The organism is Rhodoferax ferrireducens (assembly GCF_003347515.1).
GTDB lineage: Bacteria > Pseudomonadota > Gammaproteobacteria > Burkholderiales > Burkholderiaceae_C > Rhodoferax.
In genome coordinates this window covers 43,566-56,937 of the sequence record NZ_QEII01000298.1, presented here as the reverse complement: position 1 = coordinate 56,937, position 13,372 = coordinate 43,566, and the positions used below count along the sequence as shown (strand labels likewise).

The following is a 13,372-nucleotide window of genomic DNA, read 5'->3' as shown; positions in this document are numbered from 1 at the left end:
CCTTCACACCCGGATGCGGATGATGCTGCGCATCCACAGAATGCCCATCAACATCATGAAAAGCGCTACGCCGACCATGCGCAAACCGGTCGGGTCGGTCCAGAGAACGGCCATGAATTTGGGGTTGACGAGGTTCACCACCAGTCCCACGCAGAACGGCAAGGCGGTGAGGATGATGGCCGACAGCTTGCCTTCGGCGGACAGGGTTCGGACCTCACCGAGCAGTTTCAGGCGCTCGCGCACGATGGTTGCGATCTTGTCCAGCAGTTCCGCAAGATTCCCCCCCGATTCGCGCTGGATCATCACGGCAACCACGAAGTAGCTCACATCCGGCACCGGCACGCGCGCGGCCAGATGCGCCAGCGCATCGTTCGTGGACACGCCGTAGTTCATCTCGTCGAATAGGATGCGGAAATCGCGCCCCATGGGATCGCTCATCTCGTCGGCGACCATCTTGACCGCGGAGGGGAATGCATGGCCGGCCCGCATCGCGCGGCTCATCAAGTCCAGCGCCTCGGGAAATTGACGCTCGATGCGCTCTATCCTGGCGCTGCGCCGCCTTGCCACACGCCACCAGGGCAGCAGGGCCAGGATCAGCCCCAGCACAGCGCCAAAGATAGGTGGCTTGCCGAACCACCCCGGCAGGAACAGGCCGAAGGCGCCCAGCGCAAACGACGTGACGAGCAGCTCAGCCGGCGAGGTCTCCACCGCCGAAGCCGCGACAAAACGCTGCATGCGTTGGCCTGTGCACAAGCCACCCAACAAGGCGTTGAGGCGCGGCATGCGCGACTGCTGCCGCGCCCGCTCGATGCTCGCCTGTGCCAGTGTCTCGCCGGCCAGCGCCTCAAGCCGCGCGGCAATGCGCTTGGCTTCGGGGCTGCTGCGCGAGGCCCAGACGTTGTACGCGCCTTCGAGCGACAGCACCACCGCCAGAAAGGCCACCACCGCGAAGAGAATCAGGGACAGGTCCATGGCAGCTCTCCTTCAGACTTCGCGCCGCAGCGGCTCGAACAGGGTTTGCGACAGATGAATGCCATGTGTTGCCAGGCGGTCCCAGCAGCGCGGCCGCACTCCAGTCGCGGTGAAGTAGCCCTCCACCGCGCCGGTGGGGCCGACACCCGTCTGCTTGAAGATGAAGATTTCCTGCAGCGTTACCGTCTCACCTTCCATGCCTGTGATTTCCTGAATGCTGGTCAGCTTGCGTGTGCCGTCGCTCAGGCGGTTGGCCTGGATGATGACGCCAATCGCCGAGGCCACCTGGGCGCGCGCCGCCTTGGCGGGCAAGTCCACGCCGGCCATCGCAATCATGCTTTCCAGCCGCGCCAGCGCATCGCGCGCTGTGTTGGCATGCACCGTGGTCATCGAGCCCTCGTGGCCGGTGTTCATGGCCTGCAGCATGTCCAGCGCCTCGGCGCCACGCGTTTCACCGAGGATGATGCGGTCAGGCCGCATGCGCAGCGCGTTGCGCAACAGCGCGCGCTGGGGTACCTCGCCGCGGCCTTCGATGTTCGGCGGGCGCGTCTCCAGGCGCACCACATGGGGCTGCTGCAGTTGCAGCTCGGCAGCGTCCTCGATGGTCACGATGCGCTCAGTCGCGCCGATGAAGCCGCTCAGGATGTTGAGCAGCGTGGTCTTGCCCGAACCCGTGCCGCCCGAGATCAGGATGTTGATCTTGGCCTGTGCCAGCGCACCGATGAACTGCGCCATCTCATCCGACATGGACCGGTATTCCGTCAGGTTCGTGATTTTCAGCGGCACGGTTGAGAAGCGACGAATCGACAGGATAGGACCGTCGATGGCCAGCGGCGGAATGATCGCATTCACGCGCGAACCATCGGGCAGGCGGGCGTCCACCATCGGGCTGGATTCGTCAATGCGGCGCCCGACCCGGGAGACAATCTTGTCGATGATCTTCATCAGGTGATCGTCATCGCTGAATTTAATGTCGGTCAACTCAAGCCGTCCGCGGCGCTCAACATAAACTTGTTTGTGGGTGTTGACCAGAATGTCCGACACCGTGGGGTCGGCCAGCAGCGGTTCGAGCGGCCCGAAGCCGAGCATCTCGTACTGGATATCACGCACCAGGTTGCGACGTTCACCGGTATTGAGAACCAGGTTCTCCTCCAGCAACAGGCGCTCGACCATCTGGCGCAGCTCTTCTTTCAGACTCTCGGGCGACAGGTTTTCCATCGCCTCCAGGTCGAGGCGGCCCAGCAGTACTTGATGAATGTGTGCCTTGGTTTCCTGGTAGGCGCGGGTCGGGGCTCCCGCGTCTTCGGGCACCACGTCGCCCGGTGGCGGAAACCCCTGGGTCGCCGCTCCTAATCTGTCACGCAAACTCATGGCATTCCTCTCATGGCGGGAGTACCCCGCAGTAGGCCCGCCAACCAGCCTGAACGGGCCTGGTTGAGGGGAGGTGGCGCGATGTTCTCGGCGAGCTCGCGCAGGCCCTTGGCGATTGAGCTGTTCGGTGCGATCCGATCGACCGGCACCCCCTGGTTGACCGACGCAGCAACCGCCTCGTAGTGGTTGGGCAGCGTGATCACATGCTCAATCGCCAGCGTTCTCTTCAAGTCATCGACGGTGAATTGGTCGCCCTTATGGTGGCGATTGACGATCCATTGAATCTTGTGCGCCGGGTAGTCCAGCGACTGAAAAACATTGCGCAGGCGTTTGCCGTCTCGGATAAAAGGCAGTGTCAGCTGAAGAACGGCGTAAACGCGGTCGGCCAGATCCAGCGCCTGCAGCGTCACCGAGCTTAAGGATCGCCCGACATCAATGATCACAAAGTCAAACATCTCGCGTGCCAGTTCGATAATCTGCCGCACGTGTTGCGGCGTCACGTCGGTCGCCTGGGCCGGGTCGTCCGGGGCTGCCAGTACCCACAGGCCAGGTGCCACCTCACTCATCGATGATCGCAGCAGGTCCGCGTCAAGCCGGCTGATGTTGCGGGCCACATCTGCCACGTTGCTGACGGGCGTTTCGCTGCTGACAAACAGCGCGGCGTCGCCAAACTGCAGGTTCATGTCGATCAATGCGACTTGACGCTGGCCACCCGAGGCCAACAGATGGGCCAGGTTGGCGGCAATGAAGGTGGCCCCGCTGCCTCCCTTGCACGACACCAGGGCGAGCACTTCACCATGGCGCGTAGCGGGCAGGGTGGCGGCCGGTGCGCGCTTGCGCAACTGGCGGCGCAGCGCCGCCAGTACCGCATCCGGCGTCGCCGGCGACGCCAGCACCTCGCGCACGCCCGCGCGCATGGCCCGCAGCAGGAATGCGGGGCTGAGCTCGTTGTCGATCAGCACATAGTCGATTTCCGGGTTGCCATTCGCCAGCCGCTCAAGCGCATCGAAGTCTTGCGGTGTGGTGGTCTCCACCAGCACGAGGTCGGGACGGCTGCCATTGACGATTACGCTCACGTCGCATAGCGCCCGCACGATGGGTGTGACATGAAACGCGGGCTCGGCGCGCAGCGCCTTGGTCCACGTCTCTGCGTTGACAGGGTTGGGAGTAATCAGTTTGATCTTCACGGACATACCTCATTGGCAGTACTACTCATGAACTCCTTGCGCAGCGTTGTGCTGAAAGGCGGCAGCGTCAGCGACAAGGGTACGAAGGGAATGACGGTGGTATGGGTGAAGCCAGACAAGCTCACGCGGGCGGCTTTGCACGTTGCGTTGGTACAAGAAGGATCAACAGTATTCGGAGGGTTCAGGTAACTGATCGTGATGTTTGCGTTCGTGAGTGCCGGCAGCATCTCGTGCATGCGTGACTTGATCGGTGCATTCATGCTTCGATTGACATCGCAGACGACGGCCAGGCGTGCGCCCAGTCGGGTGGCCTCGGTGGCGGCGTTCCATGTCCAGAGCAGTCGCCCCATTTCCATTACGCCGAACAGTATGGTGAAGAGTAGCGACGAGACGATTGCAAATTCGACCGTCGCGACGCCTCGCTGGCGCGAAGAGTGGCGGATCTTGTTCACAGCTGCGCCCTCAGTGTGGTTGAAATATTATTGAAGGTCATGTCTGGAATCACGAACTCGACCACCGAGTCGAAGGCGTAGTTCTGGATGCTGACCGTAACCAGATTGATTGAGCCGAGACCAGTCAACTGGTTCGCATGCGTGATAGGGCAAAGCGACGCGTCGCAAATTGTCACCATGGCGGTTGTCAGCCCGGGTGCGAGGGGCGACCCCGAACAGTCGGTGGTGCCATGAACAGCCAGGCATCTTGCCTCGGCGGCGATGATCGCGTCGCCCGGTCCATGCTGCGACAGGTGACGGCTCGCGTCGCGCACTGTCTTGTCCAGCGTGTTGTAGCTGTAGATCGCGCGCCCCAGTTCAGTGGTGCCAAAGATCATCAATATCAGTGGCGTGAGCAGCAGTGCGAATTCCACGGCGGCCACGCCCCGCTGGCATGAATGAATAAAAGTCCGAGTCTTCATATTGGACATTTCGCTACTGCACCAGGGCAGGCACCATGGGACCCAGCGAGCTGGCGTCGCCGGCGATGCCGGAGGTGGCGCAGGGGCTACCCGGGATGTCGGAACGCCCAAGGTATTCGAGCCGCGACTTGACCACATTGCCCGGGTCTAGGCGGTAGGGGTCGAGCAGCAGCACGCAGGCGTAGGCGCGCACCGGTGCATGCTGGCCAGCGGCGAAGCCACCGCAGTCGACGATGGGCATCACCACCAGCCGGCGGTCGGCGCCGTTGGTGGTGTGCTGGGCCATCGACGAGGGGTTGTAGGGGTTTTTGTAGAAGAGCGGATCGACCTTGGGCGTCACTTCGGTGCCGTCGTTGGCCTGCAGGTGGCCAATGCGCGCGGACTTGAAGTTGGGCACGCCCCCCCCGCTACCGCTGTAGGCATCGCGCCCGAGCGGCCAGTTCTCGGTGCTGTAGCTATAACCGGTGAAGTCGGGCGGCGCCGAGCTCACGTTGAGGGTGCCCGGTCCATACAGGCCGAAGCGGGAATTGAAGGCCTGCCGCATTGAATTGATGGAGCCGTTCTGGCCGACACAGCCGGGCGTCGGGTTGGCACTGCCGCTGGTGCCGCAGCTGCCCGTGATCGGCGGCGGCAGGCTGCACTGGCCGACACCGGCGAGCAAGCAGGCCAGTTCGTTGGCGCCGCCGCCGGAGCAGCCGGGTGTGGTCGAACTGGGGTCGAAGTCGATCCAGCGGAAGTTGCCGGTGTAGTTGGCAGCGCCGCCGGTGTCGCTGAAGTCCATGCTGTACCAGTTGCCCACCACGTAGCCGTAGTCGGGCGCGCTGCTGCCAGGCTGCACGCACAGCGCCATCGGCACGGCGCAATTGCTCTGCGCCGGCGCAAGCGTCGCGGTTGCAAGCGAACTGACGGTCTGGTTACCAAAGCCGAGCACCTGCATGAACCAGGGCGCGATGCCGCCGCGCGTGAGCGTGCAGCGCACATACTTCGAGCTGGGCGAGGCCGCTGCGGCGCTAACCCAAGAGCTGCCGCTGCTTAACGCAGTGCCGAAGCTCACACTGATGGCGCTGGCAGCGATGGCCGAACCCTGGAAATCGACATTGTTTTTCACTCCCACGGCTTTGCCGGCGGCTTCGGCCCGATCGAAGGCAGCGGCCGAGATGCTCGGTGCCCCTGTGAGTTCATAGCTCGCTGCGAGCGCGCAGGAATCGGCGCTGTTCTGCAGTTCGGTCTTGGTGAGATAGAGGTGTCCGCCGTCAAGTGCCAGTCCAATGAAGCCCATCAGCACCGCGATCGACAGTCCGACCACAATCGCCACCGCACCGCGTTGATGCGCACGCCGGCTGAGAGTTGTGAAACGACGGTAATGCAAGCGATTCATGATGACGCTTAGCGACCCGTGCCGATGTTAATCACGGTTGTGGGCGGCGGGCTACGGTAGCTCTCGACGTGGCGATTCATCGCCTCGCGAGCGGTGCGACCGTCGGTGCGGGGGGTCGCCTGCGCATTTCGCGCGGGTGCTTCCGGTGCAATCAGTTGCTGCGCCTTCAGGATTCGCACGCTGTCGCCGAAACGGGCATCCCAGTCTGGCGAAGCTGTGGCCGCGCAGCCGCCGAGCGCGAGCAGGGAGACTGCGGCGCCAATGAGGTTCGAAGTGCGCATTATTTTTTCTCCTTGTCGAAGCCGCCTTGAGCGGGGTTGTCGCCGCCGGCCGAATCCTCGCTGCGCTGGCCCTCAAGCTTGCCGCCCAGCATCAGCTCACTGCGCGTCGGTGGCACGTAGCCGTCGGTGGGCAACCGGTAGCCCACTGGCAGCGGTTTCACGAGGCGGGGCGTAATCACGAAGACCAACTCCGATCGGTCGCTCTGGAACTCGGTGCTGCGAAACAGCGCACCGACCACGGGCAGCTCACCGAGGAACGGGAAGGCCTTGATGTTGGTCGTGGTGTTGTTTTTTATCAAGCCACCGATGGCGAAGCTTTGACCATCCATCAGTTGCACCGTGGTTTCGGCCTTGCGTGAAGTGAAGGATGGCAGCACCGCAGTGCCAGTGACGCCCGAGGCTACGATGCCCACTCCTTCACGGTTCAGCTCCGAAACCTCTGGACGCACGCGCAGGTTGATGCGACCGTTGCCGAGCACCGTGGGCGTGAACTTGACCGAGACGCCGAATTCCTTTTCCTCCAGTGTGATCGTGCGCCCACCGCCAGTACTGCTGTCTTGCGACACCGGGATGAATATCTTGCCGCCAGCCAGGAAGCTGCCGGTCTGCCCGCTGATCGCCATGATCGTGGGTTCGGCAAGGATCTTTACCAGACTGTCGTCCTTCTGGGCATCCAGAGCCAAGGAATTGCCGCCAACGGACTTGATAGCCGTCGCCACCGCGTTGCCACCGGTCAAGAAGTCGGCAAGGAGGCTGTAGGTCCAGTTGCCGTTGGTTTGCGTTCCCCTGAATTGCACCCCCAACTTGTCGATTAGCGCCTTCGACACTTCCGCCACCTTGACCTCAAGCATCACCTGCTGCGCTGCGGCAACCTCCAGCATGTTGACGACGCGCTGGTTGCTCTGGCCACTGCTTTCCTGGCCGCGCACATAGGCGTTTGCGAGGTCGGTCACCCGTGTCAGCGCCTCGCCGTCGGAAACCACCCCCGACAGCACGATCGAATCAAACGCTGACGTGACTTTGATCTCTTTCTCCGCGGGCATGAGCTGGCCGATCACCGTCAGCAACGCCGTGGTGTCCATGGCGACCACGACGTCAAAGGCGGTGCAGGTGCCGTCACGGTCCAGCATCACGACATTGGTTGATCCGATGGTCTTGCCGAGCAGATAAACCTCGGTGGGCGCGAGCAGCAGCACATCCACCTCGGCAACGCCGGGACGCGTGTTGATGGCTGGAGTCGTGACACCGTCGTCCTTCTTGGTATCGGGCTTCTCGGCGGGGCGCGCGGCACGCGCGTTCTCGGGGTTGCCCAGCAGGATGCGTGTGACGGGTGCGCTTGGTCGCAGAATAGTCGACTTGCCGACCGGGATCTGTATGGCCGGCGCAATGTTGACGCGCGAGCACAACCCCGTGGTGGAGGGCGCCGCCGGGCGGGCCGACGCAGCGACAGGCGCGGGCGCCTTCGCCGGCGCGGCTTCTCCGGCCTGGGCCGCTGCCAGTGCCATGCAGGTGATGGCGATTGCGCGTGAGGGCGAGGACATCAGCATTCTCCCGGTTTGGTGTTTTCGTGGGTGACAGCTCAGAAACATTCGGTCACCTTGCTCAGGCCACGAATGACCTCAACGCAATTTCGTGACGCGGCCGGCGCCGCTGCAAGGACAGGCGTTGCGGCGCGTGGCTCGGCACGGCGTTTGGGCGCAGCCGCTGCGGTCACTGCCGATGCGGCCGGTTTGACGGGTTCGGGCTTGGCCAAGCCGAGCAATTCGGCCTTGGTGGCCCCATTGGTGACGTCAACTGCCTTCGGGTCGGTCTGGTTGCGCAATACCAGGGACAGCGTGCCCACGCTACGCGCCAGGTCGAGCATTTCCGCGTCCCTGGGCGTGAGTTCAAGCGTGACAGCGTTGACTACTTTGGGCTTGGTGGAATCGCGGTCAGCCTCTTGCGCCACGGCGAGCACCAGAATGCGTTCGAGCACGATTTTTGAGATCGAGTGATCGCGATCGTTGCGCTGGCCACCTTCATCCTGTGTGTTGACCATCACATCCACATACGTGCCGGGCAGCGCGAAGCCGGCGACGCCCACCACGTCGTTCACGCGCACGGTCATGGCCCGTTTGCCCTGGGGCACGACGGCGGACAGGCCGCCTTTGGTGCCAATTGGCGCCAGCCGTCCTTCGATGAGAGGCTCACCACGTTGCATCGACACCGTGACGACGCGGCCTTCGAGCTTTGCGGCTTCGTTGTATGCGCCTGCGGGCACGCTGCCCATGGGCCAGTCGGCCATGCGAATCATCTCGGGAGAGATACGCCCGCCGAGTTCGATGTCGGTGTTCGCCACCGCTATGCGGCCCTCGCTTCCGCCCTGGCCCTGCATCCAGCGAGTCGCCAGAAACACCGCAGCCAAACCCGCGATGAACGCAATGAAAAGCATCAGTAGGCCACGTGATCTCATGTCGGACTCCCAGGTTCAGACGCCGCTTCGATCAGCGCCTCGTTTCCAAAATATGCTTGCCATGCCCAGTCGAGCAGTTCAACGGAGAGCTCCGCCGGCACCTCCAGATAGTGGGCGCGGCTGGCGATCAGGTGCAGCAAGTCGCGCGGGTAGCAGGCCAGCCGCGGGCGGCCGGATTGCTTGTGATAGCCGTCCACCAGAGCTTGAAAAGCTTTTGGGTCGTGAGCGACGCCCTCGGCCGCGCAGGCGCGCTCGAAAATCAGCGCGTAGTCCGCTGGTGACACTGCTTCGATCGAAATTTTGTGGCCCAGGCGGCGCAGGAACGCCGCGTCTTCCAATTGGGCGGGGCGCAAATTTGACGAAAACACCAGCACCATGTCGAACGGAATGGTGAACTTGCCGCCATTGCGCAGCATCAGGTGGTCGTGGCGCCGTTCCATCGGCACTACCCAACGGTTCATCAGTTCGCGCGGTGAGATCACCTGGCGGCCCAGGTCATCCACGATGAACAGACCGTTGTTGGCCTTGAAGTGCGGCGGCGCCTCGTAGTAGCCGGCGCGGCCGTCGAAACTGAGGTCGAGCATTTCGAGTGTGAGTTCACCGCCCGAGACGATGCAGGGCCGCTCGCACAAGATCCAGCGCGCGTCAGGGCGGTCCCGGTTGTCGAGTGCCGTACGCGGCGTGGTGTCCAGCGCCAGCGGGCGATGGCACTGGGCATCAAACACGCGAATTACCTCGCCATGGACGCAGATGGCGTAGGGGATGGCCACGGCGCCGGTGATCAGACGGTGTAATTGCTCCGCCAGATAAGTCTTACCCGAACCCGCCGGGCCGTGCAACAAAATGGGTCGCCCTGAGTTGACGGCTGTGCCCAGCAAGTCCACCAGGCGCTCAGGCACCACCAGGTCCGCGAATACAGCATGCACCTGTTTGGCCGTGATGGTCTGCTGGGTGACGGACTGGGCCACAACCCGTTCGGTATAGACCTCAAGTGGCACCGGCGCGGCGCCGACGTAGGAACTGCGGGCGAGCCAGTCGGCGGCGCGCGCCCGACCGGCCTGCGTGAGATCAAACTGAACATCGGCCTCGTGCTGGCCGCGGCGCGTGACCTCCAGCAGCGATTCGCGGCGCATAAACAGGCACACCGCTTCGACCACCGTGCCGGACAGACACAGCTGGGCGCTGAGTTCGTTGAGCCGGGTCAGGCCGAGCTGGAACATGGTCTTAGCGACCAGCTCGACGAGGAAGGTGCTGGACAGGCCGGTTTCTTCCGGCGTCTGCGGTGCGCGTGGCAGAGCGGCCCGGATGTTCAGCGCGGTGCGCGGCAGAGCGGCGGGGAACTGAAGCAGGTTCATGGATAACTTCCAGCTTTGTGTCGTTGACTGTGGGTTCGCATGTGACTGTTGGTGCTTACCGGTACCAGCCCTTAAGCAGAACCACTTCGAATGCCACTCCTGTCGCGATGGCAATTGCATAAGGCAAGCGCCCCGTAGTCCTTGCTGGAGTCGGCACGGTCGCGCGTCCCTCCGCGCTTACGCGCACCAATGTGTCAGTCAGCATAAAGTGGATGTTTTCGAGCGCCTGGCGCAGTGATTTGGTCCACAATGCCACGGCGAGCGCAAGGATGCCGCCGCATAAACTGGTTAGCAAAGCAATACCGATCATTGGATGAGGTCCGAACCACACGCCCAGCATCGCGAGCAGCTTCACGTCGCCTGCGCCAAGTGTGCGTAGGAGGTAAAAGGGCAGAAAAATCGCAAGCCCAATCCCCATGCCATAAAAGCCCTGTAACGAACCTATCGCTCCCCATGATCGGTGAAAGAGGCCGTTGCCTTCGGGAGCAACGGATTGAAAGAAGAAACCCAACGCGAGGCCGGATAGAACCAAGGCATTGGGTATGCGACGAGATCGGAGATCGCTGACGACGGCAACACCAAGAATGGCGGCCAAGCAGAGCAGACACTGAATCTTCCAGTTAAACATGCTTGCCCCTTTTTGGCTTGCCGTCGATGTGAATGAAATGTGCTTTTGCAGTAGCTTCTGCTTCTAGCAGGCTGCTGCAGCGCCACCGAGCGCGACCGCGATCGTGTTGAAAGTGGCGCATACCCGATCGCCGACGACCGTCGCGGCAGCAATGATCGTGACTGCGATTAACGCGGCAATCAGACCGTACTCAATGGCCGTGACGCCTTCTTCGTCGCGGACAAACTTCTGGATGAATTGAACGATTTGCATGATGAACTCCTTGAGGCTTAGAAATCAATCGACGCTCTGCGACGACTGCCCGCGATCCGAAAGGGTCGGATCAATACCCTGCTGGCCTGTTGCTGTAACGCCGGCCAGCGATTCGCGTTTTCCTGTCTAGAGCGCGGCGATCACGGCCGTGCTCCAGTAGTCGTAAAGTGCTAAGAGTGACGTGCCGGTCGCGCTGATTCCACCAACAATCGTCACCGCGATCAATGCCGCCAGCAGGCCATATTCGATGGCGGTGACACCCGACTCGTCGGCGAGCTTTTGGGTGAAACTTTGCTTGCTGGTGTTCATGGTTCCTACTTTAGGAGTGGCGCAATGCTTTTTCATCGGAGGATGGCGCCATCGGCAGTGGGGAGCTTGTCCCGGGCCTACCGGGAGTTTCCTCCCCCTCGCTCCGCGTCGGCAGGCGGCAGATTTCGGCAATGGAGCCAAGCAAGTCGGCAGCCGGTTGGTGTTTCTCAATGAATGCGCGTGCTCCGAGTCGCTTGGCGCGCGCCCGCGTGGCGGCATCGCCATGACTGGTGAGTACCAGTACGCCGGAGGTCAATGCGAGCTTCGGAATGAGGGCCAGTCCGTCGTCGCCGGCGAGGTCAACGTCCAGCACCACGATGTCGGGATGTAGTCGCGCGGCGGCGCTCAAGGCTTCGCCAGCTGTGGCGGCAGTGATCACATATCGCAGTGCCATTGGCGCACACGCGATCAGTCGCGCAAGCCCCTCACGTACTGCAAATTGATCGTCGACTACAAGCACGCCTATGGGCGTGATGGGTCGGGAGAATTCGGTGCTGGCAATGGGCTGGGACGACATGTTGGCATAGTAGGTTGGCTGTGGCTTTCGCACATGGGAGGAACGGGCAGTTGAGTGTGGGAGATTGCTCCCGGGGCAACAAAGCGCAGGCCGTTGTTCAGTACACGAAGGGCAGCAGGCGCCAGCGCACCCGCCGCTGATACCCCCGGTAGTCGGCATCACTGGCGGCCAGCATTGCCTCCTCGCGCTGGATGCGGAGCATTTGCGCGATATACAGCAACGTCAGCACCGCGGCGTTGCGCCACGAGAAATTGGTCAGCAGAAAACCGATATGACCGATCAGGTAGCCGAAATAGATGGGATGGCGCACGATGCGATAAGGCCCTACCATCACGAGGCCGCGCTGGGCAGGTAGCAAGCCGAACGATCGGCCTAGAAATATTTTCGCGGTGAACTGCAACGCCATGCTGGTCAGTAGCAACGTGGCGCCAACCCACTCAGGCACGAGGTGTGACGTCCCTAGCGGGTCTAGCAGCGCAACGTAACACACCGCATAAATAGTCGCCACCATCGCCAGGAGAGACAGGTCACGATGAGTGGCGCGTCGTGCCAATAGCACCAGCATCAGCGTATAGCCTTCAGAAACGAGTAGCAGCAACGCGGTCCAGCGCGCCGGGTCGATCCACCATGCGTAGCCCCAGCGTGCCACGACATACACCATGAGAAGCAACGCGAAGGCGCGCAGTAAACCTTCAGTTAGCCGGCCTTCGGCTCGGGATGATATTGCACTCATGATCATCAATTGCCGGTTGATGGGCTTATCGTGATTTCATGGTCAGGGTAACGGGTCTCGTCCCAATCGTGCCAGGGAGCATGCCAGTGCGAACGTACTGGAAGTCAATGCGCATGGGAATCCTCCGTGAATTTAGGATTCCATGGTAGGAAGACGTGGGATCAGATGCCAGTGAGGTTACGCGATCCGCAACGGGTAGTTTGTCCCGCCCCGGTTAGGAGATTTATCACGCTTTTTTCACGTATTCTCCCGCCTGCCCGTCGCCGCGCCCAAGCCATGCGTCGTAGAAAACACGTGTAACTCCAGCCGCCCGCGCACGCCGAGCTTGCTGTAAATGGTGGTCAGATGGTTGCGCAGTGTGTGTTCGCTCATGTTGAGCTCGTCGGCCACCGCGAGCTGTTTGGCACCGGCGCGGTGCACCATGGTCACCACGATTTCCCGTTCGCGGGCCGTCAGGCTGGCAATGCGCTGCGCATCGGGGTCGGCCTGGCGCGGCGCGGCAGTGGGGCTGTCGTTGGTCAGCATACCGAGCACTTCGCCCAACAACGCGCGGTCCAGCCAGACTTCACCGTTGTTGACTTTCTCGATGGCCCGCAGAATGGTTTCCGCCGGTGCCGACTTGTGGATCACGCCGCTGGCACCCTTGATCATGGCGGCGCGATGCTGTTCCGGGTTGTCAGAGGCGGTCAGGATGAGTATCCGACCGGGGCAGCGCTGGCGCAGGCAGGCGAGCGAGGAGGCCGCGTCTTCACCCCCGAGATCAAGATCAAGCAGGATGACGTCTGCCGTGGCGGCGGCGTCGTGGTTCAGTAGTTCGTTGCGTGAACTGGCGGTACCGACCACCTCCATGCGCACGCTCGACGCGTCGATCAACCGGTGCAGACCCCAGAGTGTGATCTGGTGGTCCTCAGCCACGAACACCCGGATTGCCCGCGCCGGGGCATTGAGTGCGGCGCTTCGGGTATCGACATAGTTCATGGTCTTTCCTTCTCCATCAAAATCGAACTTCATACGTACTGAGTAG

16 protein-coding genes are annotated in these 13,372 nt (G+C 62.3%); all 16 read right to left on the bottom strand.

Translation table 11 applies throughout. The features are described from left to right. Positions 1 to 3: 3 nt before the first annotated feature. The 16 genes from C5P05_RS20710 to C5P05_RS20635 all read right to left on the bottom strand — a co-directional run bounded on the left by C5P05_RS20710 (position 4) and on the right by C5P05_RS20635 (position 13,326). Positions 4 to 972: a type II secretion system F family protein gene (locus tag C5P05_RS20710; protein ID WP_114971735.1), complete on the bottom strand. Its 969-nt coding sequence runs from the start codon at positions 970 to 972 to the stop codon at positions 4 to 6. Between the two features lie 12 nt (positions 973 to 984). Further along, on the bottom strand, positions 985 to 2,343 hold the full coding sequence (locus C5P05_RS20705; protein WP_114971734.1) for a CpaF family protein: 1,359 nt from the start codon (positions 2,341 to 2,343) through the stop codon (positions 985 to 987). Continuing rightward, on the bottom strand, positions 2,340 to 3,530 hold the full coding sequence (locus C5P05_RS20700; RefSeq protein WP_157979408.1) for an AAA family ATPase: 1,191 nt from the start codon (positions 3,528 to 3,530) through the stop codon (positions 2,340 to 2,342). The genes C5P05_RS20705 and C5P05_RS20700 overlap by 4 nt, the downstream gene beginning before the upstream one ends. Next, positions 3,527 to 3,982: a TadE family protein gene (locus C5P05_RS20695; protein ID WP_198674809.1), complete on the bottom strand. Its 456-nt coding sequence runs from the start codon at positions 3,980 to 3,982 to the stop codon at positions 3,527 to 3,529. The genes C5P05_RS20700 and C5P05_RS20695 overlap by 4 nt, the downstream gene beginning before the upstream one ends. Continuing rightward, entirely contained in the window at positions 3,979 to 4,395 is a 417-nt protein-coding gene (locus C5P05_RS20690) for a TadE/TadG family type IV pilus assembly protein (protein ID WP_420130765.1), read from the bottom strand. Before C5P05_RS20690 ends, C5P05_RS20695 begins: the two co-directional genes overlap by 4 nt. A 61-nt stretch (positions 4,396 to 4,456) precedes the next feature. Then, positions 4,457 to 5,821 carry a pilus assembly protein TadG-related protein gene (locus C5P05_RS20685; RefSeq protein WP_114971732.1) on the bottom strand — a complete coding sequence of 455 codons (1,365 nt, stop codon included), beginning with the start codon at positions 5,819 to 5,821 and terminating at the stop codon, positions 4,457 to 4,459. A gap of 8 nt (positions 5,822 to 5,829) precedes the next feature. Beyond that, positions 5,830 to 6,102 (bottom strand): hypothetical protein, encoded by a 273-nt coding sequence (locus C5P05_RS20680; RefSeq protein ID WP_198674808.1) that lies wholly within the window; start codon positions 6,100 to 6,102, stop codon positions 5,830 to 5,832. Next, positions 6,102 to 7,643: a type II and III secretion system protein family protein gene (locus tag C5P05_RS20675; protein WP_114971953.1), complete on the bottom strand. Its 1,542-nt coding sequence runs from the start codon at positions 7,641 to 7,643 to the stop codon at positions 6,102 to 6,104. Before C5P05_RS20675 ends, C5P05_RS20680 begins: the two co-directional genes overlap by 1 nt. A gap of 38 nt (positions 7,644 to 7,681) precedes the next feature. Continuing rightward, positions 7,682 to 8,554 (bottom strand): Flp pilus assembly protein CpaB, encoded by an 873-nt coding sequence (cpaB, locus tag C5P05_RS20670; RefSeq protein ID WP_114971730.1) that lies wholly within the window; start codon positions 8,552 to 8,554, stop codon positions 7,682 to 7,684. Further along, on the bottom strand, positions 8,551 to 9,909 hold the full coding sequence (locus C5P05_RS20665) for an ATP-binding protein (protein WP_114971729.1): 1,359 nt from the start codon (positions 9,907 to 9,909) through the stop codon (positions 8,551 to 8,553). The genes cpaB and C5P05_RS20665 overlap by 4 nt, the downstream gene beginning before the upstream one ends. 55 nt (positions 9,910 to 9,964) lie before the next feature. Further along, entirely contained in the window at positions 9,965 to 10,537 is a 573-nt protein-coding gene (locus tag C5P05_RS20660; protein WP_114971728.1) for an A24 family peptidase, read from the bottom strand. A 63-nt stretch (positions 10,538 to 10,600) separates the two neighbouring features. Beyond that, complete coding sequence (locus C5P05_RS20655) at positions 10,601 to 10,792, bottom strand: Flp family type IVb pilin (protein WP_114971727.1); 192 nt, start codon at positions 10,790 to 10,792, stop codon at positions 10,601 to 10,603. Between the two features lie 123 nt (positions 10,793 to 10,915). Beyond that, complete coding sequence (locus C5P05_RS20650; RefSeq protein WP_114971726.1) at positions 10,916 to 11,098, bottom strand: Flp family type IVb pilin; 183 nt, start codon at positions 11,096 to 11,098, stop codon at positions 10,916 to 10,918. 10 nt (positions 11,099 to 11,108) lie between these two features. After that, complete coding sequence (locus C5P05_RS20645; protein ID WP_157979407.1) at positions 11,109 to 11,615, bottom strand: response regulator; 507 nt, start codon at positions 11,613 to 11,615, stop codon at positions 11,109 to 11,111. Positions 11,616 to 11,712: 97 nt separating this feature from the next. Next, a complete protein-coding gene (locus C5P05_RS20640; RefSeq protein WP_114971724.1) occupies positions 11,713 to 12,354 on the bottom strand; it encodes a methyltransferase family protein in 642 nt (213 codons plus the stop codon). 231 nt (positions 12,355 to 12,585) lie between these two features. Beyond that, positions 12,586 to 13,326: a response regulator transcription factor gene (locus tag C5P05_RS20635; protein WP_114971952.1), complete on the bottom strand. Its 741-nt coding sequence runs from the start codon at positions 13,324 to 13,326 to the stop codon at positions 12,586 to 12,588. Between the last annotated feature and the right edge of the window lie 46 nt (positions 13,327 to 13,372).

Coding starts and splice junctions, on each gene's coding strand:
- C5P05_RS20650 (WP_114971726.1), bottom strand. CDS start 11,098: ATGAACACCAGCAAGCAAAGTTTCACCCAAAAGCTCGCCGACGAGTCG.
- C5P05_RS20710 (WP_114971735.1), bottom strand. CDS start 972: ATGGACCTGTCCCTGATTCTCTTCGCGGTGGTGGCCTTTCTGGCGGTG.
- C5P05_RS20680 (WP_198674808.1), bottom strand. CDS start 6,102: ATGCGCACTTCGAACCTCATTGGCGCCGCAGTCTCCCTGCTCGCGCTC.
- C5P05_RS20645 (WP_157979407.1), bottom strand. CDS start 11,615: ATGTCGTCCCAGCCCATTGCCAGCACCGAATTCTCCCGACCCATCACG.
- C5P05_RS20705 (WP_114971734.1), bottom strand. CDS start 2,343: ATGAGTTTGCGTGACAGATTAGGAGCGGCGACCCAGGGGTTTCCGCCA.
- C5P05_RS20640 (WP_114971724.1), bottom strand. CDS start 12,354: ATGATCATGAGTGCAATATCATCCCGAGCCGAAGGCCGGCTAACTGAA.
- C5P05_RS20660 (WP_114971728.1), bottom strand. CDS start 10,537: ATGTTTAACTGGAAGATTCAGTGTCTGCTCTGCTTGGCCGCCATTCTT.
- C5P05_RS20665 (WP_114971729.1), bottom strand. CDS start 9,909: ATGAACCTGCTTCAGTTCCCCGCCGCTCTGCCGCGCACCGCGCTGAAC.
- cpaB (WP_114971730.1), bottom strand. CDS start 8,554: ATGAGATCACGTGGCCTACTGATGCTTTTCATTGCGTTCATCGCGGGT.
- C5P05_RS20635 (WP_114971952.1), bottom strand. CDS start 13,326: ATGAACTATGTCGATACCCGAAGCGCCGCACTCAATGCCCCGGCGCGG.
- C5P05_RS20675 (WP_114971953.1), bottom strand. CDS start 7,643: ATGTCCTCGCCCTCACGCGCAATCGCCATCACCTGCATGGCACTGGCA.
- C5P05_RS20685 (WP_114971732.1), bottom strand. CDS start 5,821: ATGAATCGCTTGCATTACCGTCGTTTCACAACTCTCAGCCGGCGTGCG.